Annotated in this window: 21 protein-coding genes; 5 read left to right on the top strand and 16 right to left on the bottom strand. The window is 69.6% G+C overall.

What is annotated here, in order from left to right; all coding sequences use genetic code 11:
• Positions 1-99: 99 nt before the first annotated feature.
• The 3 genes from D5S19_RS01140 to D5S19_RS01130 form a co-directional block, all read right to left on the bottom strand.
• The gene (locus D5S19_RS01140) at positions 100-1,554 is read right to left on the bottom strand and encodes a tyrosine-type recombinase/integrase (protein ID WP_120021457.1); all 1,455 of its coding nucleotides are present in this window, start codon (positions 1,552-1,554) and stop codon (positions 100-102) included.
• Between the two features lie 2 nt (positions 1,555-1,556).
• Entirely contained in the window at positions 1,557-1,793 is a 237-nt protein-coding gene (locus D5S19_RS01135) for an excisionase family DNA-binding protein (RefSeq protein WP_233573644.1), read from the bottom strand.
• A gap of 418 nt (positions 1,794-2,211) precedes the next feature.
• Positions 2,212-2,574 carry a hypothetical protein gene (locus D5S19_RS01130; protein WP_147397303.1) on the bottom strand — a complete coding sequence of 121 codons (363 nt, stop codon included), beginning with the start codon at positions 2,572-2,574 and terminating at the stop codon, positions 2,212-2,214.
• 527 nt (positions 2,575-3,101) lie between these two features.
• On the opposite strand from D5S19_RS01130, the gene D5S19_RS01125 reads away from it, so the two are divergent.
• From D5S19_RS01125 to D5S19_RS01115, 3 genes are read left to right on the top strand one after another with little or no spacing between them, the layout of a single operon-like run.
• On the top strand, positions 3,102-3,518 hold the full coding sequence (locus D5S19_RS01125; RefSeq protein WP_120021454.1) for a hypothetical protein: 417 nt from the start codon (positions 3,102-3,104) through the stop codon (positions 3,516-3,518).
• On the top strand, positions 3,511-4,398 hold the full coding sequence (locus tag D5S19_RS01120; protein ID WP_120021453.1) for an exonuclease/endonuclease/phosphatase family protein: 888 nt from the start codon (positions 3,511-3,513) through the stop codon (positions 4,396-4,398). Before D5S19_RS01125 ends, D5S19_RS01120 begins: the two co-directional genes overlap by 8 nt.
• 5 nt (positions 4,399-4,403) lie before the next feature.
• Positions 4,404-5,051: a hypothetical protein gene (locus D5S19_RS01115; RefSeq protein WP_147397302.1), complete on the top strand. Its 648-nt coding sequence runs from the start codon at positions 4,404-4,406 to the stop codon at positions 5,049-5,051.
• 7 nt (positions 5,052-5,058) lie between these two features.
• Here the strand turns inward: D5S19_RS01115 and D5S19_RS01110 are convergent, their stop codons facing one another.
• On the bottom strand, positions 5,059-5,418 hold the full coding sequence (locus tag D5S19_RS01110; protein WP_120021451.1) for a hypothetical protein: 360 nt from the start codon (positions 5,416-5,418) through the stop codon (positions 5,059-5,061).
• A 277-nt stretch (positions 5,419-5,695) separates the two neighbouring features.
• On the opposite strand from D5S19_RS01110, the gene D5S19_RS01105 reads away from it, so the two are divergent.
• A complete protein-coding gene (locus tag D5S19_RS01105; RefSeq protein ID WP_199730246.1) occupies positions 5,696-6,466 on the top strand; it encodes a DUF5710 domain-containing protein in 771 nt (256 codons plus the stop codon).
• A gap of 91 nt (positions 6,467-6,557) precedes the next feature.
• Here D5S19_RS01105 and D5S19_RS01100 read toward each other — a convergent pair whose 3' ends face one another.
• The 5 genes from D5S19_RS01100 to D5S19_RS01080 all read right to left on the bottom strand — a co-directional run bounded on the left by D5S19_RS01100 (position 6,558) and on the right by D5S19_RS01080 (position 9,405).
• Positions 6,558-7,511 (bottom strand): SpoIIE family protein phosphatase, encoded by a 954-nt coding sequence (locus D5S19_RS01100; RefSeq protein ID WP_120021450.1) that lies wholly within the window; start codon positions 7,509-7,511, stop codon positions 6,558-6,560.
• Between the two features lie 18 nt (positions 7,512-7,529).
• Positions 7,530-8,084 (bottom strand): hypothetical protein, encoded by a 555-nt coding sequence (locus D5S19_RS01095; RefSeq protein ID WP_120021449.1) that lies wholly within the window; start codon positions 8,082-8,084, stop codon positions 7,530-7,532.
• A 29-nt stretch (positions 8,085-8,113) separates the two neighbouring features.
• Complete coding sequence (locus tag D5S19_RS01090; RefSeq protein WP_120021448.1) at positions 8,114-8,584, bottom strand: protein kilB; 471 nt, start codon at positions 8,582-8,584, stop codon at positions 8,114-8,116.
• Positions 8,581-8,811, bottom strand: a complete 231-nt coding sequence (locus D5S19_RS01085; RefSeq protein WP_120021447.1) for a hypothetical protein — start codon at positions 8,809-8,811, stop codon at positions 8,581-8,583. The genes D5S19_RS01090 and D5S19_RS01085 overlap by 4 nt, the downstream gene beginning before the upstream one ends.
• A 372-nt stretch (positions 8,812-9,183) precedes the next feature.
• Positions 9,184-9,405 carry a hypothetical protein gene (locus D5S19_RS01080; RefSeq protein ID WP_120021446.1) on the bottom strand — a complete coding sequence of 74 codons (222 nt, stop codon included), beginning with the start codon at positions 9,403-9,405 and terminating at the stop codon, positions 9,184-9,186.
• Between the two features lie 376 nt (positions 9,406-9,781).
• Here D5S19_RS01080 and D5S19_RS01075 point away from each other — a divergent pair, with 376 nt between their 5' ends.
• The gene (locus D5S19_RS01075; RefSeq protein ID WP_120021445.1) at positions 9,782-10,201 is read left to right on the top strand and encodes a hypothetical protein; all 420 of its coding nucleotides are present in this window, start codon (positions 9,782-9,784) and stop codon (positions 10,199-10,201) included.
• A 6-nt stretch (positions 10,202-10,207) separates the two neighbouring features.
• Here D5S19_RS01075 and mobF read toward each other — a convergent pair whose 3' ends face one another.
• The 7 genes from mobF to D5S19_RS01040 all read right to left on the bottom strand — a co-directional run bounded on the left by mobF (position 10,208) and on the right by D5S19_RS01040 (position 21,135).
• Entirely contained in the window at positions 10,208-14,761 is a 4,554-nt protein-coding gene (gene mobF / locus D5S19_RS01070) for a MobF family relaxase (RefSeq protein WP_120021444.1), read from the bottom strand.
• 241 nt (positions 14,762-15,002) lie between these two features.
• On the bottom strand, positions 15,003-16,043 hold the full coding sequence (locus D5S19_RS01065) for a hypothetical protein (RefSeq protein WP_120021443.1): 1,041 nt from the start codon (positions 16,041-16,043) through the stop codon (positions 15,003-15,005).
• Positions 16,040-17,464: a hypothetical protein gene (locus tag D5S19_RS01060; RefSeq protein ID WP_147397301.1), complete on the bottom strand. Its 1,425-nt coding sequence runs from the start codon at positions 17,462-17,464 to the stop codon at positions 16,040-16,042. Before D5S19_RS01060 ends, D5S19_RS01065 begins: the two co-directional genes overlap by 4 nt.
• The gene (locus D5S19_RS01055; RefSeq protein WP_120021441.1) at positions 17,461-19,668 is read right to left on the bottom strand and encodes a hypothetical protein; all 2,208 of its coding nucleotides are present in this window, start codon (positions 19,666-19,668) and stop codon (positions 17,461-17,463) included. Before D5S19_RS01055 ends, D5S19_RS01060 begins: the two co-directional genes overlap by 4 nt.
• Positions 19,668-20,420: a hypothetical protein gene (locus D5S19_RS01050; RefSeq protein WP_120021440.1), complete on the bottom strand. Its 753-nt coding sequence runs from the start codon at positions 20,418-20,420 to the stop codon at positions 19,668-19,670. The genes D5S19_RS01055 and D5S19_RS01050 overlap by 1 nt, the downstream gene beginning before the upstream one ends.
• On the bottom strand, positions 20,417-20,680 hold the full coding sequence (locus tag D5S19_RS01045) for a hypothetical protein (protein ID WP_120021439.1): 264 nt from the start codon (positions 20,678-20,680) through the stop codon (positions 20,417-20,419). Before D5S19_RS01045 ends, D5S19_RS01050 begins: the two co-directional genes overlap by 4 nt.
• Complete coding sequence (locus D5S19_RS01040) at positions 20,677-21,135, bottom strand: hypothetical protein (protein WP_120021438.1); 459 nt, start codon at positions 21,133-21,135, stop codon at positions 20,677-20,679. Before D5S19_RS01040 ends, D5S19_RS01045 begins: the two co-directional genes overlap by 4 nt.
• Positions 21,136-21,160: the final 25 nt, after the last annotated feature.

The following is a 21,160-nucleotide window of genomic DNA, read 5'->3' as shown; positions in this document are numbered from 1 at the left end:
CGAAAACGGCGGGCTGCTCAGAAGGGAGCATGCCCGCCGTCTCAGTTTCCGTCTCAGTACAAGCCGTTATACATGCCTCTGGCTCTTCAGCCGTTTCGCTCAGACGACAACTCGAAGGCCGGGCGGCTCCTCCCCGTCCTGACTGTTTGAGTCCTTCGCGGTATCGAGCATGCGCTGTAGCTGCGCAAGGATCGCGGCAGCGTCTGGCTGGGGCGGGTCAGGCTGCTTCTCGTCGGCGTCGCTCCAAAGGAAGTCCCCCACCTGGCCGGCGACGCTGGTGACGACCTCGGACGGCACGTGAACGTACCGCTTCGCGACCCCGGCATCGCCCCAGCCCATGACCTCCATGATCGCGGGCAGGGGCACTTTCAACACCAGGAGCATCGTCGCCGCCGTGTGCCGCGCATCGTGGAGCCGGGCATCGCGCACCTTCGCCTCGGCCAGCAGAGCCTTCCACTCGTCATGATCGATACGCGGGTCGATCGGATACCCGGTCGGCTGCGCGAACACCCAGTCGCCCTCGTGCCACAAGGTCCCTGCGAACTCTCGTTCCGCATCCTGGGCGGCCTTCTGCCGCTTCAGCATCGCCAGCAGCGGGCCAGGAATCCCGACCGTGCGACGCCCAGCCTTGGATTTCACGTCGACCTCGCGCAGCCCTCCGCCGTGCCGGCGCGGGCAGGACGCGGCGTGCCCGGCACAGTCGGGTGGGCAGACCGGCGGGCACGCACGCTTGTGCCGCCGGCACCCCGACGGGCAAGGCTTGCGCTTGTGGAGCCGCTCACCGCACGCGTGCGGGTCCTCGCACCCATGCTTCCACGCGTATCGCTGCAGCTGGCGAGGTGTGCGCAGCAGACCGGCGTCGCGGTCTACGCGTGACCATTTCAGGCCGAGAGCTTCGCCGCGCCGCAGACCCAGGGCCAGCGCAACAACGAACCGCGCACCGTTCCGCCGCTTCTCCGCCGCCGCAATGATCCGTTTCCCCTCGTCAGGCGTGAAGGGAATGATCTCGTCCTCGTCGACCCGCGGCGGCTTCGCCAGGCTCGCCGGGTTCTTGGTCATGTGCCCACGGTCGCCTGCGATCTTGAACGCTGTCTTCGCGGTCCGGTGGACCTGATGGGCCGTTCCCGGCTTGAGACCCGCAGCGGTCATCTTCGAGTAGAGCTTTTCCAGATGCTCCGGCTCCAGCCTACGGAGCCGGTGCGCACCAAGTCCGGGAATGAGGTGCCTGTAAACGGCAGTGCGATAACCAGCAGCCGTGTTCTCACGAACAGACGGGGCCGCGATCGTCTCAACCCAATGCGTCAGCCAGGTCTCAACCGTCCAGGCTCGCGAACCGGCTTTAAGCGCGGTTCCGGCATCTCGCTGCCGCTCCAGCTCACGCACAGCGGCGATTACATCGCCCTCGTCTTCACGCTCGACGTGCCTGCGATCCGGCTCCCCATTGTCCTTGAAGCCCATCGAGACGCGTCCGTGCCATTTTCCGTCCGCGCCCAGGTAAATACTGCTAGCACCATTGGGCGCCCGCGTCCCTTCGGGTCGCTTCTTCGCGGGCATCGTCAGAACTTCCCCGCTTGTGCGACGAGCCGCTCGATATAGGCCGTCAGCTCATCGGCCGGAACGCGCCGATAGCGGCCGACCAGGACGCTGGGTACTACCTCGTCCCTGATGAGCGCGAACATCGTGGTTCGGCTGACCGCGAGCCAGTCAGCCGCCTGCTCGACCGTCAACATCTCGCGGAGGACAGGCGCCCCTTCCCCCGCAGCCTGAGTAAATCGGTGTTCTGTGTTCGACATGAGAAACATTGTATGCCGAATGCAGGTCATTAAGCGGGCGAACTATCAGTTAATTTCTCTTCTTTAATTGCATGTTTTGCTCCAGTCGCACATGTCGCACGTGAATTGAGATTCGAGTCTGCAGCAAAGCTGCGACCGGACAGGAAGAGACGGGCCCTACATGATTGCGCCTGCCGCGAAGCGCAATCATGTAGCCCTTACCTTGCAAAAGTAGTGGCCGACGCCATCTGGGACGTCCGACGCTGATCATGCTGGCCTTGCGCCTGCCTGGAGTGGCTTGTGTGGATGCTCTAGACCACGGTTCGCACCCACCGTGGCCCCCAGTGATCAACTACTCGCCTGCTACTGGCGACGCTCACCGAAAGCCGGCCAGCCCGTGACGGGGGCCGGGGGCCGGCCTTCGGTCGAGCGGAGACAGTCAGCGCTGCGGCTCTCCGGTCGTGAGCGTTCCGGTGATGCGCACGGGGCCGACGTCGATGGTAAGGCGCATCAAACCGATGCTTGATATCAGGATTGCTAGCAGGATGCTGATGAGGGCCGATACGCGCGCGGTATAGCCCCAACTACTCAGGATCCGACTAGCGAAGACCAGCGCGCCGTGCCGCTCGTCGTGCCGCTCGTCGGTGGGCGGCCGAGAACCAGCTTCACAGTTGTCCACAGTTTTTTCACCTGAATGGCGGCTTCCTGTGGATAAATCGCCGTGTTTGGGCCGCCTGGCGTGCGGCGAGCGCGATCGAGCGTCCTGCTCTGGAACGCTGGGCTGATCCGGCCTTATGGTCATGGTGTCGTCCTTCCTCTTTTAGGAAGCTCGGTCGAGAGCGACAGGCGTTGAAGTCCTCGGTCGAGCGTGCTGGCTGCGCAAGCGGACAGGGAGAGCGGCGACCCTGACGGCCGGATTCGTGCCGGTCATCAAGGGAACGAGGCTGGAAGCGTTGGAGCGCTCCGAGCTTCGCGGGCGGCCCCTCCTTTGCCTTGAGGGGCCGCCCGACTCGTCACTCTTGGTGCTGCTGCGACTCCCGAAGCCTATGGGGAAATGGATCTTCTCCATAAGGTGAACCGCTGTTCCAGCGGCGGCCGGTCGACGTTCGACAGCCGAACGGTCCGGAGACTTCGGCCCGTGCGATCACATGGCACCAGTCGCCACCCTCACGCAAGCGTCGAGACCGGAATGCGCCGGTGCTGGCGAGCTAGTTCTGCTTCGGTGCGGGCTTGCTGTGTGCGTGGCAGACTCGCGGCATGGGTGAGGGACAGGTTGTCGTTGGATTCGAGCCGCCGGTCTCGGTTTGTCGGCTGCCGGAGGTGCCGGACATGGTTCGGATGCCGTATGAGCTTGCGGGGGACGATGTCGCTGCTGTGCTGACGTTTGTGGCGGCGGAGATGGAACCGGTGCTCGATCCGGATATCGAGGAGCCGGACTGGGAGTTCAGTGGCACCTGGCGGTTGGAAGCACTGCTGTCGCGGGTCGGGTGGCCGGCGTTCGAGCGGATGCTGGTGGACTTGGCCGCGCAGGACGAGCTGCGTTCCCGCGGTTCCGGGCATGTGGTGTTCGTTCCACGGTTGCCGCTGCCCGCTGGCCCGGTGACCTCTCCCGCGTCGTGGAGGTCTCGACCTGATCCGGTGACGGTAGCGACGATTGACCGATTCCTGGATCACTACGAGAGCGGGCGAGCCGGCCTGCGTCCTCGGTACGCCGCCCAGGCCTCGGGTGACGTCGCGGATGCGTGAGCTGCTGCTCGCCTCGGTCAACGCTTTCAACTTGTACGACGGTGATGAAACAGAGCGGTTTGCCCGGATAGAGGCCCTCATCGCTGGATTGGACGCGGACATCGTCGCTGTTCAGGAGATCATCGCCCGGCCGCAGGAACCCGGCACGACCGATCCGGGCAAGCGCGATCTGGCGGCCACGAGAGTCCGGCGATTGGCCACGGCTATTGACCGGTACTGCGAGGTGGACGGCGACGTCGTATTCGCTGTGGGGGGCGGCGTGCACCACGCGGCTCTGTTCTGGCGGGCCGGCATGGCGCCGATCGCCGGGTCGGTACGACGGTTCGAGCGTGATCCGGCAGGGATGTGGCACAGCTTTGTCACCTGCGTATTCGCCCCGCATGGCCGGCGGATGCGCGTTGGCTGTGGGCAGTTGTCCCCGTTCGATCCCGGCCTGGGTTGGGGCTGGCGAGACGCTGGTCAGGTCCTGCGCGCAATGAACGGAGACGACACTCCCGGACTTGCTGTCGCGGACTGGAACGGTTTCGGCACCGACGTCGACTACGACCCCGACCCGTACCCGGCCGCGGAGTGGCACCCCGTCTTCGCATATCAATACGGGCCGGACGGCACACTTGACCGCAGCACCGCCTACCGGCTCGAACGCCTCGGCCGGCTCCGGGACGCCGCCCGGATCACCAACTCCGCGTGGGCACCGACCACCGGCTTCCATCCGGCTGACCCGCACCCGCCCCGCAGGATCGACCGGTGGTACGCAACCCATCGGATGCCGGACCCCGCCATCCGATCAGTCCGGGTCCTCGACCACGAACTCGTCGGCGACGCCACCGACCACGCCCCTGTCCTGCTGACCCTCGACCCAGCCCAGCTCCCAGAATGACCACCATGGACCCCGAGGACTTCGTACGAGTGCACGGCCGGATCACCATCGGCGGCCACACCGTGGCCTGCCCGACATGCGGCCAGACCGAACCGCTGGTCGTGACCGCCGACGGGAGCCTGCACTGCCAGTACACGCACAGCTTCACCGACCCCGAGTTCGGGCCCAGCCGCGCACGAGCCTTGCTCGCCCAACACGCTGGCGGCACCTACACCCGCGGCGGACGCCGAGTCGGCTGGGACGAGTCAGCGCCCGTCGACGCCGGCACCGACTGGGCTTTCCGGGCGGAACTCGACGAGCACCTCGGCTGGCCCGGCGGGGACGTCCCTGTCGAGCTGCCTGCGACCATCACTGAGGACTGGGTGCGGTTGACCTTTTCCGCCGACACGAGCGAGGCCAGGCAGTGGTGCCGTTGGCTGGAGTGGCGAGGGCTGGTCGAGACCGGCGAACCTGGCACGGCCGTGCACACCCTGCTCCCGAGATCGGCCGCGGACAGTCTGTGGGGCCTGGCGGTCGAGCGCTGGGGTATGCGGGTGGCGGCGGTGCCATGGCAGGCCATGGCCACCACGCCGACGGCTGATACGGTGCCGCCGCTGGCCGTGCGGCGGCGCATCCTCGAACGCCTTGACGCCCGGTGGAATTCGGCGAGGTAACCGGGTCTTACCGAGGGCGATAGCGGGCCGGGCGCGGCTCCAGCCCCATCTCCTGCAGTAGTTGCAACAGCAGCTTGTGACCCGATGTGCGAGCCGCGGTGCCGGCGGATGCGTAAATCAGGTCGGCAAGCACCAACCCAGCGGTCTGGCCCAGCAGATCGAGCCAGCGGGCCATGTCCGGACCGTGGATACCGTGAAAGGTGATCAACAGGTCACCGTCCATGTCCCGCATCGTCAACTCCGGCCCAGTCGCGTCCACCTCCCAGAACGGCACACGCCCTGCTCGGGCGTGCACTTCGTCCGCATGCTCCCGAATCCGGCGGGCCACCGCGGCCTCGTCAAGGCTGCGTTCGTGTCGGGTAACCATCCGGGCACTCCTTAGGTGGTGACGTCGGGTCGGATACATCCCCCCGCTCACCCGACCGCCCAACAGTAGAACTCGTGTTCGAATCATTGCAACCGGGGCGACTTCGCCGGCGCGCGCTGAACTCGGGCCCCGAGGCACGAAGGCCTTACGGCGCACGCGATCGGGCTGGCGTGCTGCTCCGATCAGGTTGTCGTGTCGCGGACCGCCCCGGTCCTGTCGGTGTCTGCTTGCACACTGGGTGTAGTTACCTGGTGGACGATGTGGGATTGAGGGGAAGATGGCCCAGGATCGGGTGTGGCTGGATGTGCCGTTCGGGGAGAAGGACGAGGCGAAAGCGGCCGGCGCGCGCTGGGACCCGGGGGCGAAACGCTGGTACGCGCCGCGGCCGGGGATCGCCGGGCTGGCGCGGTGGTCGGCCCGTGAGGATGTTCCGGAGTTGCTGCCCGGGGAAGACCGTCATTTCGGGTCGGGCCTGTTTGTCGATCTGGTGCCGAGTTCGTGCTGGTTCACCAACGTGCGGTACTGCGTCTCGGTGCAGGACTGGGAGCGGTTGCGGCGCATGCTGCTTCGTCGTGCCCGGTACCAGTGCGAGGCGTGCGAGCGGGGCGAGGACCGGGACGCGAAGCGGTGGCTGGAGGCGCACGAGCGGTGGTCGTTCGACGCGTCCACTCTGACGCAGAAGCTTGTCCGGCTGATCTGCCTGTGCACCGACTGCCACCAGACCACCCATTACGGTCTGGCGCAGGTCCGCGGCCGGGACGCGGCCGCGTTCGCGCACCTGCGCGCGGTGACCGGCATGAGCGAGCAGGCCGCGCAGGACCATGTCCGGGACGCGTTCGAGGTGTGGCAGCGCCGTTCACAGGCCTCGTGGTCGCTGGATCTGACCATGTTGACCGATGCGGGTATCACGTTGGCCAAGCCGCCGCATGCGCACGAGCGTGGCGAGATCGCCGAACACGAACTCCGCGTCGCGCACCAGCGTGAGATCGAGGACAGGCAACCGGTCGCGGTGGCACCACGTCGGTCACGGTGGTGGCCGCGGGGTTGACGATCCCCGGGCCAGGATCTCACCAGCCCGTGAAATGTAGGAGGCGGCCCTGCCATTCCGGCAGGGCCGCCTCGCGTGTGGGGAAGGGTGGTCAGGTGGTGGTGGCAGGTGCGAGAACGATGGCCGTGGCGTCGTCGCGGTAGCCCTCGTCGTGGTGAGGGACGGCGGCCACGACGGCGTCGGCCAGCGCTTGCGGGTCGTGCTGGTGCTGCGCGGTAAGGATCTGCAGCTCCGGCAGTGGGATGTCGTCCAGGCCGTCGGACACCAGCAGCACCAGTTCGCCGGCCGGGGCTTCCGACAGCGCCACCGTGGTCGGCGTCGCCGAGTCCAGGCTGAGCCGCACCCAGTTGTCGTGCTGCACCGCCAATTCCTCAGCTTCCGGGTTTTGCCGGAGGAAGGCGCCCATCGTGTGCGGATCGGTCCGCCGGCGGAGCGCCGTGCCATCCCAGCCGTAGGCGTGCGAGTCGCCGACCCAGGCCAGGCTGGTCGGCTCTCCCGGTTCCGCCAGGGCCAGCACCAGCACACCGTCCGGCTGGTAGTCGTCAATGCCTGGGTCGTCGATGTACGCGGCGGCAGCGAGCACACCCGCCAGCGCACCCTTGGCCGCACCGATCCGTACGGCGATACGCGCCAGCTCCCGCATCGTCTCGGCACCGGCCGCGTCGTTACCGATACCGTCGACCACGGCAGCGGTGACTATCCCAGCCGACGAGCGGAACGTCGCCGCCGCGTCCATGTTGTGCGCGCGGCTGCCACGCCGTGTCGCCACCGCCGTCCGAACCGTTGCTGCGACGTCGGCGTCGGTGCGGGGCCACTGCTTCTCAGTCATGTTCTTGGAGCTCCGTTCCTGCTCCGTGTCGAGCAGCGCGGGCAGGCACCCGCAGGCCTCGTCGTCCTCGTGGTGGTAGCCGATGCAGCGGTCATCGGGGCAGCCGCAGGCGTCGCCACCCCACTCTCCGTTGGCGTAGTAGTTGCGGCGTGCCCATTCGGCCGGGCTGATCCCGGCGTCTCCCAGGAGTTCGCGTGCGTGGTCGTTGAGTCGCATCTCAGGTGTCCTTTGTGATCAGTCGGCGACGCGGGAGGCGAGGAAGGCGGCGGGGTCGTTCGCGCGGGCGACGAATGCCCGGTCACTGGGGCTGAGGCCGGCCAGGATTTGCCGGGGTGTTTCGCCGGTGTCCTGGCAGCGCTGCAGGGTTTTGTACTTGAGGGCGCCGTAGGCGTCGGAGCTGGCGATCTCGTGCAGGTCTTTCGGGAACGCCGCGCCGAGCGCGTCGGCGAACTGCTGTTCCAGCGTGCCCGTCGGCTCGGCGGCGTCCTCGGTCGGCTCGGCTGGGGTCTGGGTGGCGTGTGCGGTGGTTTTCAGGGCTGCCACGAGGAACGCGGCGACGTGCTCGGCAAGGTCGTTGCCCTCGGCGTCGTGCGCGTTCTCGATGTGGAGGGTGAGCTGGCTGCCGCCGTCGGCGTAGCTCTCGCCGGCGTGCACGTACCAGCCAGCGGGGACGACGGTGTCCGGGTCGTCGGGGTGGCGGGTGGCGTGCGCGAGGTACTCGGCTCGGCAGGTGCGGGCGAGGTCGCGCAGCACCTCGGCGGACAGCGTGTGAGCGGGGTCGATGGTCATCGGGACTCCTGTTCCGTGGTGGGCGGTGTTCACCGCGTGCGGTGAGCGAGGGTGTCGAGCTGGTGGAAGGTGCGGCTGGCCTGGTCGACGAGGTGGTCGCTGGCGTTCAGGGCCTCCTCGCGGAGGCGGGACAGGGTGTCGGTGTCGGGCGGGTTGCGCATGGCGTAGACGGCGCGTTCGGCCTGTTTGGCGGGTGCCAGCAGGTCCGGGGCGAGGACGCCGACGCGGACGAGCGGGGCGGTGATCGCGGCTCGGCTTTCGTGGGCGGCGGCGCGGGCGTCGGGGTCGTCGGGCTGCTGGCCGAGCGTCCACATGGTTCGCCGGTGCACGGCCAGTGCCGAGACGAGTTCGCTGACCGCGGTCAGCAGTTCGGCGCGCCTGTCCTCCTGGAGGGCTTCGCGGCGTTGTGCCCGGTTGACCCGGGTTTGCAGCAGGTTCGTCGTCGCCGCGCCGGCGAGGGTGCCGCCGACGGCGATCAGGCTCGTGACCCAACTGGTCATCGCTGCGCGTCCTCGTCCGTGTTGGTGGTGGTGATGTAGTCGGCGCCGAACTCGCCGTCGGTCCAGACGTGGAGGGCGTGCAACGCCAGTTCCAGGCCATCGACGTAACCCTTGAAATACGAAGTGTCGTATTTCAAATGCCGCTGGCGGAGTTCGACCATGTGCGCGGTCGCGCGGGCGAGGTCTTTCCGCAGTTGCTGGTCTTTGGTGTTCTTCTGTGCGCTCATCGGGACTCCCGGTGTTGTGTCGGTTTCCGCGGTGGTCGGGTGGTCTTTGTCTTTCTTCGCTGCCCGACAGGGCGGGCGACGGCTTCACCCGTCGCCCTTATCGGCGCCCCGCGCGGCCCCGGAGGCTCGCGATCAAGGGATCAGGCCGGAAAAGTTGGGAAGCCACGCGCTTTTTGTGGGTTCCCAAGTTTTCCGGACCCCTTGATCGTGAGGTGGGGCCGTGCTAAGCCGGGCTGCGAAGCAGAAAAACGCTGTCCGCGCTTGCGCGGACCTTGTTCCGCCCGCAGAGGGCGGTATCGGTGGACGCGACCGGTGAAGGGTTCTCAGGCGGTGGTGCTTCCGCCTGCCCAGCCCGCGTCGGTTCGCCGGCGCTCACGAGTGGTTTCCGTTCGGCTGGCAGGAAAACAGCTGCTGCTGGCCCTCGACGGCACCCCAGGAGGCAAGCTTGGTCTCCGCTTCGGCGGTGCCCGCCGGGCGCTTTCCCCGACTGTTCGCCGCTGCGTGCTGGACTTTGGCGTGCCGCCACTGCTCGCCGGTCATGCCGTGCCGTGCTGCCAGCTGGTCCTCGCTCTGCTTCGCCTTTTTCGCTGCCATTGGTGGACTCCCTTTCGTGTAGCCGCGTTCTGCTGTGTCGGGTGGTGTTCTTCGCTGCCCGACAGGGCGGGCGACGGCTTCACCCGTCGCCCTTATCGGCGCCCCGCGCGGCCCCGGAGGCTCGCGATCAAGGGATCAGGCCGGAAAAGTTGGGAAGCCACGCGCTTTTTGTGGGTTCCCAAGTTTTCCGGACCCCTTGATCGTGAGGTGGGGCCGTGCTAAGCCGGGCTGCGAAGCAGAAAAGCGCTGTCCGCGCTTGCGCGGACCTTGTTCCGCCCGCAGAGGGCGGTATCGGTACAGGCGAACGGTGTGTGCAGGCGACCTGCCCCGTTCGGGTTGGTGTTTTTTGTCGGTGCCGGGTGTCACCATCGGGGGTATGGAATTGACCGGAGCCGATGTCGACAACATCCCGAGGCGGAACGTGCGGGTGCCGGTGCGGGAATTCGCGCGTGTGTGGTACGTGGCCGAGCAGGGGTTGGACGCCGATCCGCGGAGCTGGGCGTTGTTCGGTGTCGCGCAGACCTGCCGGTGGCTGGCCTGCGCGACCGTGCGCCCTACCGGCCAGCGACCGTATCTGGCGGGTGCGCCGGTGACCGGCAGGTTCGGGCTGGCGCATGAGGAAACGATCGAGGCTGAAGCGATCGCGGCCGATGTGCTGCTGTTCCGGCGGCCGGTCCCGCTGTGGCTGCAGGATCGTCCGGGCTGGGCGTTATCGGTGCACCGGACGTTCTCCTGGGCCTGGCACAAGTCCGGGATCCTGCCGGTCGAGATCCCGGCCGGCACCCCGGGCGGCTGAGGAGGGTCACCACGCTGCCACCGCGTCGTCGTCGTTCACCGCGGCGGCGGTTTCGTCGGCGCGGTGGCGGCGGTGCAGTTCGGCGGCGTGGGCTTCTTCGGCGGCGTGCTGGTCCTCGACCGCTTGGCGGGCCTCGATTTCGCGTAGTGCGCGCTGTGCCCGCTCGATCGTGGCGGCGGTTTCGGCGGCGGAGGGCACCCGGACCTCTTCGGAGTCGGGTACCGGGGTTTCCCCGGCCGCGGTGTCGCGCAGGTCCACGACCTCGGTTTCCACCGGGTCCTGCAGGTCCTCGTGGGTGACCTCGGCGGCGTCGGGGTCGATGGTCGGCCACGGGCTGATCTCGGCGCCGGGGTCGGTGTCGATGTCGGCCTCGGGCCAGGGGACCGCGGTCAGGGTCGCGGTCCGCGCGGTGGTGTCGCGTTCGGCGGCCAGGTCGGCGAGGTCGTGTTCGGCCGCGACCGTACGGTGCGCGTCCTCGATGGCAGCGTCCTCGTGGTGGGCGGCGAGCCAGTCGGCGACGGTGACCGCCGGGGCGGGTTCGGCGGTGACGCTGCGGGAGGACAGTTCGACGCGGGCGCGGTCGGCGGCGGCGCGGGTGTCGGCGGTGTGGGCGTACCAGAGGCCGCGGACGTCGTCGGCGTTCTCCAGTTCCGTGACCCGCCGAGACAGGACCTCGATCAGGGCGTGGCAGTCCCGCATCTGCTCTTGCAACCGCAGGGTTTCCGGGACGTCACCGGCCGCGCCGGCTGCTCCGGCCGCGGCGGCGAGGCGGGCGGCTTCCTGGCGTTTCGCGGTGATGGTCTGGTAGATCCCGGCGAGTTCGTTGTTCACGAACTCCGGTGCCCAGTTCTTCTCGCGTTCCCAGGCACGCACCCGCACCAGTAGCTGCCCGTCGCTCATTTCCAGCTCGTCCCGCCCGGATTCCGGGCGGCCCAGCGCCCGCCACGCCGCACGCCACGCGGCGTAGGTTTCGACCTGCCCGGCTTTCGGGGCGGGTCCCAGCGCGGTGTCCGCGTCGTCGTGGCCGGTCAGTTCCCGGTAGGCGGCCACCGCAGCGACCCGCTCCATCCACAGTGCACGCTGGTCGCTGTCCTCCGGTACGGGGCCGAAAGCTTCCAGCGCCCAGGGCTGAGGCTCGGCGGCCTGTTGCCGGGCCAGATCGCGGCGGCGGTCGTCGGCGGTCACGGCGAGGTGGGTGAGATAGGCAGCCCACTGCGGGTCCTCAACGTGGGGCAGCCAGTCGGTGTAGGAGTCGCCGACCGGGTCCAGCGCGCCCTGGTCGGTGATGCGGTGGTGGATCACGTTCGTCAGCTGGCGTGCACCGGTCAGGCTGCGCGTGGTGACCGCGTCTTCCAGGACCTGGCGGGCCTTCCTCCCCGCCAGCTCCACCCGACGCAGCAGCCTGGTCAGGGTCGGTGCGCCGTCTTCGGACGCGATCCGCGCGCGCTGCTCGGTGCTCAGTTTCCCGGACTGCACCAGTTCATCCAGCCATCGCGCGGTCCGCCCGGCGGTGGCAAGCTCGGTCGCATCCGCCAGGAGTTCGGCCGGGGTACGGATGGCGCCGGTGTCGGCGGCGGACTCGGTGGCCTCCTGCAGCGCCGAGCGCTGCGGGCCGGCGCCGTCGAACGCGGCGGCCAGCACCGAGGACGGGTTCCGTTTCACCGCGTCCAGCGCGGCACCCTCCGGTGCGCCCGCGGGGACGGTGAGGGTGGCGACGTGGGCGGTGTTGGTGTCCCGGCCGCGGGTGAGCCCGACGTAGAGGGCTTCCTGCCCGGTGGTGTCGGTCGCGACGGCGTGGCTGGTGTCCACGGTCATGCCTTGCGCGGAGTGGACGGTGCAGGCGTAGCCGAGCGCGACGTGCTCACGCACATACGACCCGGGCAGCACGATCCGCTTCCCCAGGACCTCCCCGATCCCGTCCTCGCGGCCCAGCACACGGGCCACGACCAGGCCGCCGTCCTCGCGGGTCTCGATCACCCGGTACTGCTTGCGGTTCACCGGCGCTTCGGGGTTGTTCTCGAACCCGGCCAGGTGCCACGCGTTCTTGCGGGCCTGGATCAGGTCCCCGACCCCGGCGTAGGTGCCCTGCATCCCCAGCGGCACCCCGTCCTCGGCGACCCTGCCGAGCCGGACCAGTTCGCGGCGCAGTTCCGCGCACAGGTGCGCGGCCTGCTCGTTGGTGTCCACGATCAGCAGCGACCGCTTCCCCACCAGCGTGTCCCCCAGCCACGCCTTCGCCGCGCTGGCCTCGGCCTGCTCGCGGGTGCCGGCGTCGATCAGGCGGCCCTTCTTGTGATAGGTGGCCAGCACGCTCGCGTCGCCGTCGCGCAGCCGCAGCGACGCGGTCCGTTCCCACCGGGCATGGAACCGGCGAACTTCGGTCAGCTCATACGAGGCACCGGCCTCGGCGATCAGTTCCATACCGCCACCGGCGCCGACCGCGGCGAGCTGCCGGTGGTCCCCGGTCAGCAGCAGCTTCGCGCCCGCTTCCCGCGCGTAATAATGGATCCGGGCCAGATCGGCGGTGTCGGCCATGGCCGACTCGTCCACCACCACCAGGTCCCCCGGGCCGAGTTTCCACGCGAGGTGCTCCGGGTGGGTCGAGCCTTCGGCGAGTTTCGCTTGCGCACCCAGCCAGCGGGTGATGTTGCGCGCCGTCAACCCTTCCCCGGCGAGCACGTCGGTGGCGACCTGACTCGACGCCAGCCCGACGACGTTGCGGGCCTGGCCCTCCCACAACCCGGGGTCGGCCCACGCCTTCGCCAGCGCACCGACCACAAAGGACTTCCCCGTCCCCGCCGGACCCACCAGCGACTCCAACGCCGCCCCGGAACACAGCACACCACGCACCGCCGCGGCCTGATCAGCACCGAGGACCACACCCATGTCGGCGAGCGCGGCGACGAACGTCTCCACGGCCGGCGCGTCGAGCGCGGGTGCGCCACCGCGGGCAGCGGCCATGGCCAGCGCCCGTTCGGTGCGCACATGCTCCGGCGTCGCGTACAGCGCGCGCCCCGGCGCCTCGTACGCCGACTGCCCGTTGGCCAGTTTCAACTCATCGGGCAGCACCGCCGTACCCGGCCGGGCCGCGTGCAGCGGCGTCGCCAGCTTCACGCCTTCGGCGGTGAGCGTGTCCAGCAGCCGCGCCACCTCCGCACCGGACAGGTCGCCGAGCTGATCCGGCAACGCGTCGCTGATCGCGCGGGTCAGATCCGGCGCCGTCCACCCGGCTTTCGTCGACTGCACGTCCGCCAACGCGGTCTTCAAGACCTCCTCCGGCGACCAGGTCACCGCGTCCCGCGTCGTGCGCGACAGCGACAGCACCCCGCGGGCCACCCCGGCCAGCCCGTCGGCGACCTCGGCGCGCAGCTCCCGGTCCCACCGTTGCAGCCGGGCCTCGGTGCTCTCCCCGTCGTGCGACTTCGCCTTGCGGGTCGCGAACGTGGCCTGCCGCTGCAACCGATCCAGCTCCAAGCTGTTCGGCGCGCGCCCGAACCGCGCCTCGAACGCCTCCACCAGGGTCGCGGTCTTCGTCGTGATCGCCCGCCGCCGCGAGGAGAACAAGTCCATCACCCGCTGGTCGATCCCCACCACCTCACGCGACTTGCCATCCGGGCGCGACGCGAACCGCACCCCGAGGGCTTTCGCCAGGTGTTCCTCGGTGGTGCGCTCCCCCACCGCGCCCGCTGCGCCGCGATGCGCGTACAGGGCACGCCCGTCGATGGTGCGCCACTTCCCGTCGCTGCCCTGCACACGGTTGAGGATCGCGTTGTGGATGTGCAACTGCGGATCGTGGTTGCGGGAATCGTGCTGGAAGAACGACGCCACCACCAGGTCGTGCGCGTCGATGAACCGGCCCGCCGCGCCGCCGTGATGCCCCACCCGGGAATAGCCGGCGTGCTCGGACAGGTAGTCCAGCGCGGCACGGTTCCCGGCCCAGATCGCGTCCTCGACCGCGTCCCGATGCTCGCGCCACGCCGCCGCGGCCGCGACCGCCTCATCGCGGCGGCGCGCGAGTTCCGCCAGCGCCTCCGCGTCCATGCCGGACCCGGCCCCCGCGGCGAGCGCGTCCGACAGCTCACCCGCCGTCCGTTCAGCCTTCACCTGCTGCGCCTCGAACGCCGTATGCAGAACAGTGACCGACTTCTGAACACTGAACGTCGCGTCCAAAAAGGCCACGTTCTTCCGCGCGCGCTTGCCCGCATCGAGCCGAAGTTCCGTCCGGCGTTCAGCGGTCGCCCCCGGCTCGGCGTCCAACGCCGCGGCGTACAACTCGTCCTCCGTCGGATACTTCCGGCCGGTGTGGCCGAGAGTGGACGCCTCGCCCCACCGCGTCGGATCCTTGAACGCCTCATCCCGCGGGTCCACAAACGACTCGAACACCGCACGCATGTCCTGCTCGTCCACCAGCCCGACAAGACCGAGATTCTCCGCCCCGCCGCCATACCAGCGGCCCGGCGGCTCCCCCGCCGCCACCGCGTCGGTGTAGTAGTTCTCCCGCCCCTTCGCGACCTCATCGGTCAGGTACTTGACCGAGTAACCATTCGCGATCGTCAGCATCCCAACCCCCCGCACACGAGCAACTCCCGGCTTTCAAGATCAACAACGGCGGTCGGGTTTCCGCGCGCCCGCCAGGGCGCAGCGGCCCATCGGATCGTGATGCATAGGTGTGGTCTGTCGGTTGGTCTTGGTGATGTGTTCTGTGGTGAGTGCCGTGGGGTTGTCCTGGTCTGCTGTGGTGGCGTTCTGGTGATGATGAGTGGGCTGGATGTGCTGAGGAAGGTGGTGATGATGTCGGTGGTCATGAGGTGGCTTCGTGGGTGCGGTGTTCGGTGATGAGCTGGAGAGGTGCGGGCTGCTGCCGGAGTTCCTGCAACGCGGTTCCGGCTGTGCCCCGGGAGACCTCGGAAATCTTCATCAGCTCGTCAACGGTGGGCAGCCGACCGGTGTGGAATTCGTGCAGGCGCGCGTCCGCACGAGCCCGGTCCTTCTTCGGCGAGGCAGGCACGGCCGCTGAACGCTCCGGCTTCTCCTTCGCCTCGGCAGGCGCCTCGCCCGCGCCGGGCTGTACAGATTCCGGCTCCGGAGTTGTACGTTCACTCGCTGCCGCCGCGCTGGACGCGTCCAACGCGGGCGGCTGGACAGGATCGGGCTGTACGACCGGCGCGGCGTCCGGGACGGGCTGGACGGCCTCGGGCTGAACGGCCGGATCGGACACGGCAGCGGAGTTCCGGATCCTCGCGCGCGCCGCCGACGGCCGCGCGGTGATCAACTGGTGGACACTGACGCCGCCGATGGACACGACAGCCATCACCACACCGGTGTCCCAGTGGTTCCCGGTCGAATAGCCGTGCAGGAAGTTCAGCCCGGCCGCGACCGCGGCGAACACCCACACCCCGACCTTCAGCGCGCCCGTCGGCTCGCCGCGCCCAGCGCCGAGGGTGACCGCGAACGCGAACGCCCACATCGCCGCTTCGCTGAACAGCGGCAGCAGCATCCCGACCGGGCCGAACACCTGCCGCCCGTAGGCGGCCATCGCTGACCACGCCAGGATCGCCGGTACCAGGATCACCGGCACGAACAGCAGATCCAGCGCGTGCTCGCGCGCCCTGGCCACCGCCGCCTTCGCCAGCCGCGCCCGGGACTTCTTCCGCTCATCCCGGCGCTTGTCGCGTTTCTGCTGCTTCTCCCGCGCAGCGGCCTGCTCCTGATCGAACGCCAGCCGCCGATCCTCACGCTCCTCCGCGCGCCGCGCCGCGTCGTCGGCGCGGCGCTGCTCGGCCTGCGCGGCCCGATCGGCGCGGGCCTCCTCGCGCCGAGTCGACACCCCGTCGATGCTCATTGCTGTCCCCACCCTTCGGTGTCGTCGTCGGCCTGCTCGCCGGCCAGTTCGTCGGTGTTCCAGAGGGCCAGCCGTTCGGCCCGCGCAGCGTCGTCCTCACCAGCCGTGCCGGTGCCGGTGTGCTGGAGGGCCTCATCGAGGGCGTCCATCGCCTGCTCGCATTCGGTCGCCTGCTCGTGCACGGCCGGATCCTCACGGCGCTCCAGCGCGGCATCGAGCACGTGTTCGGCCTCGATGAGCGCGTCGCGGTGTGCCCAGCGACGCTGCTGCGCGTGCTCCTCGGCGGCATCGACCGCGGCCAGCCGTGCCGCGGTGGCCGGGTCCATGCCGTGCCCGGTCAGCCACCGGTGCCGACGCACCGCTTCCACCCCGGCCTCGTCACCCTCTGCGGGTGCAGTGCCGTCGGCCTCGGCCGCGAGCGCGGCGGCAGCGCGGGCGCGGGCATGGGCGAACCCGGGCAAACCCTCGCTGTGGTCGAGCAATCCCTCGTACCTCTCGGCATCGGCGCCCGCGACGGCGGCGGACACAGCGTCGGCCTGGCTGAGGGTTTCGTTCGCGCCGGCGCGGGAGCCAGCGACGAACCAGCCGATCGCGTGCACCGCGACGCGGTCGCCACCCGCTGCGGTCATGGCGGCCTGATCGATGTCCATCCCGGCCCCGCGTAACGACAGGAACTGCCCGATCGCGGCGTCGGCGACGACCATCGCCCTCGCCCGCTCCCGCGCCTGCCCAGGATCGATGTCGTCGGCGGGGTGGTCCACGATGTCGGCGAGGTCGGCCACCGCGTAGGCGGTGCCGTGGGTGTCCGGCACCGTCTCCAGTGCATCCGCCAGGTCCATGCCCGCGCGGCGGGCATCGAGGTAGGCCTCGATCCCCGCGTGCACGTGCGGAGTGAGCAGCTCGTGGCGTGGCCCGGTCTCCCGGATTCCGGCGATCTCGCGGCCGTCCGGGACGATGTCGCCGCCGCCGAAGTCCACCAGGATCGCCTGACCGAACACGGTGTCGCCGGTGACACCCTCACCGCGCCAGCCCACCACCGCACCGCGGAACTCGGCGATCGCCTCGCGCGGGCCGGTGCCGCGGCGCAGCGCCCGGGTCAGGGAATCGAACTCCAGCGCCACGACCTCGGCTTGCTCCGGCGCGCCCAGCATCGCTCGCTTCGCCCGCATCGCCGCGACCTCGGTCGCCACGTCCTCGGCATCCCACTCCGGCACTCCTTCCGCCGACAGCCGCTGGAACGCGGTCACCGCGTCCTGTGCGTGCCTCGGCATCACCGACACGCGATCGCCAATCTCCCGCTGTGACAGGCCTTCGGCCTGCCACAGCGACACCTTCTGCAGGTGATCCCCCGCTGATTCCCGCAATTCGGCGAACGAGTACTCCCGGTCGCTCTGGACTCCGTCCAGCATTTCCTCACTCATGCCTGCCCCTGCTCATCCGTGACCCCAACGGCGGTGCCGGCCTCGTCATCGGTGTTCCAGCGGGCACACCGCTCCGCCCGCGCCGCGTCCTCGGTCTCGACCGCGACACGATGTGCCGCGTCCTCGGCCTCAGCTACCGCCTGGCGGCACTGCCGCAGCTCCTCGTCCAACTGCGGTGGCTCCGGCTCGGCGAGAACCGCATCAATCCGGGCAAGCACCTCGTCCGTCCCGGTTCCGGCCGGGTCCGCTACTGCTGGCCGGTGCGCGACGAACCGGCCGCGGTGGTGCACCGCGTCGGCCATCCCGGTGTAGGGCGCGACCCCGGCGTCACCGGCGTCGTAGGCGAGTTGCTCGGCCTCGTCCTCCTCGGCCGTGAGGAACTCCGGCTCGTAGTCCCGATCCAGCACCACCGGAACACCGGCGGGCAGGTTCCGCGCGATCCAGCTCCCTGGTTCCGGTGCCCGCTCGGGTGCGCCCGGTGTGCTGCCCGCCGCGGCTATCTCAGCCGCGGACACACCGTCGAGGCGGGTGTAGGCCGCGGCGAGGGCGGACCAGGACGGCCCAGCGGTGCGGTGTTGCTGCGCGCTGCAGGTTGGGCAGTCTTCCAGCGGCACTGAGCAGGAACCGGCGTGCTCGTCGAGTTCGGCGGCGCGCGAGAGAATCGCGCAGGCCTCCTCGATACTCAGCGCTGCAGCAAACTCGTCCTGCCGCAGATAGCTTTCCTCGATCGGCTCGGCCAGGCGAGCACGGTCGTCCGGATCGGCGAACTCCCGGCCCTGGCGAGCCAAGTTCCAGGCCTGCCCCAGGAACTCGGCTTCCTCTTCACGAACCTCGACGCGGGCCGGCAGTTCGAAATCGGTGTCGCGTTCCGGGCCTTCCGCCGCGCGTGCGCCGGGCAGGTTCAGGTAGGTCCAGCGCTCTGGTTCCGGCTCGGTGTGAAGACCGGCGAGGCGCTCTTGCGCGGCGCGAACCTCCAGCTTCCAGAACGAGCCGTCGTCACGCTCTTCCGCGCTACAGGCCGCGCACTGGCTGACATCAAGGTTGCAGCCCGCGAGGTGCCCAGCGATGTCCTCGTCCTGCCGCACGATCTCGCGGGCCTGCTCGACACCCAGCTGTCCGGCCCGCGCGGTGATATAGGCGCGGTCCTCACGCAATTCCGCCTGATGCTGCGCCCAGCCCCCGTCATCGTCGAACAGCTCATCGATCTCCCCGGAGTCCCGGGCAGGGTTCGGCGACGCCGGCAGGTTCCGGGCGATCCAGCTGCCCGGTTCCGGTGCCCGCTCCGGCACACCCGACACCGCCGGTGTGTTCCACCGCCAGGGCGCGTCGTTGACGTCCACCTCGCCGATCGGCTCGGCGGTCAGCCCGGCAAGCCGGTCGTGGGCAGCGGTGACGCTGTCCCAGAAATACGCCGCGCTGTCGTGTTCCTCCGCGCTGCAGGTTGCGCAGTTTTCCACCGACTGCTGGCATCCGCTCGTGTGCTGGTCCAGTTCTGCCGCCTGGGCGAGGATGTCCCGGGCCTGCTCGTCGGTCAGCTCGTCCGCGGCCCGGCGACGTTCCGCCCAGTACTCCCGCTCCGCTTCCTCGTGGTAAGCGGCGCGGTCGGCGGCCTCGCGGTCGGCCGATTCATCGGCCACCCGGTCGAGCCGCGGTCCGGCGTCGTGACTCTCGCCGATCCCGGCAGCACCGGAGTTCTCCACGATGGCAGTGCGGCCAAGGAATTCCTGGTACTCCCGCTCCTGCTCGCGTTCGCGTTCGCCTTCGTGGGCGGGGTCGAACACGGGCGGCTGGTCGCCGTCGCGGGCGACCGTGTCCGGCCACGCCATGTGCAGCAGGTCCGGGTTCGCGCGGTAGAAGTCGGCCTCGGCGACACCGGCACGGGCGCATTCCTCCTGCACGGCCTGCCGGAATCCCGCGTTGCCCGACACGTAGTCCCTGGCCCGCCAGGCCTGATTCATCGCCGTCCAGCCCGCGTCGGTGATCCGCTGCGCCACCGCGGGCTCGATCACCGCGTGCCGGGTCGCGAACGCCTCGGCCGCGGCGCGGGCGTCGGCAGGCAGAAACCCGGAGTCCCGCAAGAGCTGCTCATGACGGGCGGCGACCTCGGTCCACACCTGCTGCCGGGCCTCACCACTCAAATACGGCGAGTCCCCTGCGGGTGTGGCGGCGCGGCGGCTGCGGCGGAAGCGGTCGAAGATGCTCATCACCGGCCACCCCCGTTCCGGCGGTGCGCGGCCTCGGTGGCGCGGGCATCGGCCACAACCTCGCCGTCCGGTACCGGAGCGGGGCTGGTGCGGTCGCTGCCCCACCACAACGCGATCGGCGCGAGCGCCAAACCGGCCGGCACCACCGGGCCGGGCCGGTGCAGCCCGCCGCCGTCCTGGTGCATCTCCAGCGAGCAGTTCGCCGTCACGGTCTTGATCCGCTTGATCGCACCGGGCCGGTAGCGGTCGTGCCAGTCCGCGGCGCGGCCGACGGTGGCGTCCTTGTCCACATAGGCCGCAAGCCAGGTCCGCATCAGGCACACCAGTTCCTCGACCACATCCGGGTGCCACCACCAGCACTCCGGCACCGCCGCCGCGGCGTCCGGGTAACGCAGCAGGACCCGCACCAGCCACGCCGACAACTCGCACAGCACGACCTGCGCCGCCTCAGCGCCATCACTGTCGTCACCATCGGCCAGGTCCAGCCACGACAACGGCCGCGTCCGCTTTCCCTCCTCCTCCGGGTTCGCCTGCTCCACCAGGGTTTTCACCACCCGCGCCAGCTTCGTCACCTGCTCCGGCAACGGCGCGACCTGCGCGGTCAGGGTCTTGACCTGGCCCGGCAGGGGCGTGACCGCCTCCAGCGCCATCCGCAGGCCCTCGACCTCCCGCGCCAGACCCGCGACCGCGCGCATCGTGTCCCCCGCCCCACTGCCGGAGGAGGTGCTCGCCGCGTTGTTATCCGTGCTCATCGGGTGTGTCCTCCCTCGCTGTCTCGGTGGTCCTGCATCTCGCGCCACAACCGCCGCAGAACGTCCTCCCGGCCGGCCATGACCCGCTCGACGAACACGCCCTGATCAACCGGTTCACGCGTCCGGCGAGCCACCGCGTCGCAGTGCTCGTCAAGCCGCCCCCACGCATAGCCATAGGCACGCGCCTCCCGGCACAGCTCCAGCACTGCGCTGCGCGACAACGTGATCCGCGCCCCCGGGTCGGTGTCCTCGGCGCTCATCGGGCACCGCCTTCGACCCCGGCGTGCAGGCAGGCCTGCGCCATCCAGGAGCGCGCCATGTCCAGGTGGCGCGAGTGGTCCGGCAGGTAGGTCGGGCTGTGGACCGCGGCCAGCACATGGGCCACGCAGCGCAACACCACCTCGGCGGGCACTTCCCGGCGGGCCACCGCGCCGTGCTGGATCGCGCGGATCAGGCCGAACAGGACCGCCGCGGGGACGGTCATGTTCTTGGGCACGTTCACCACGCGCGTGGTGGCCAGGCGCAGCATCGTCGCGTGCAGCTCGATCACTGCGGATTCGTTGCTGGAGAAGCCGTTCAGCCAGGGCTGAAGCTCGCGCACGTCGGCATCAACCCGCATCCAACGACAGTCGAAGGTGAAACCGTCCTCGAAATCCCCGTGCCGGCGGAACTCCTGGACCAGAGTCTCGGTGTCGGCGTAGATCGTCTCGGTCATCGGTTGGCCTCCTTGCGTTCGCGGG

It is taken from the genome of Amycolatopsis panacis, assembly GCF_003600245.1.
Lineage (GTDB): Bacteria > Actinomycetota > Actinomycetes > Mycobacteriales > Pseudonocardiaceae > Amycolatopsis > Amycolatopsis sulphurea.
This window is presented reverse-complemented; position numbering and strand designations above follow the sequence as displayed.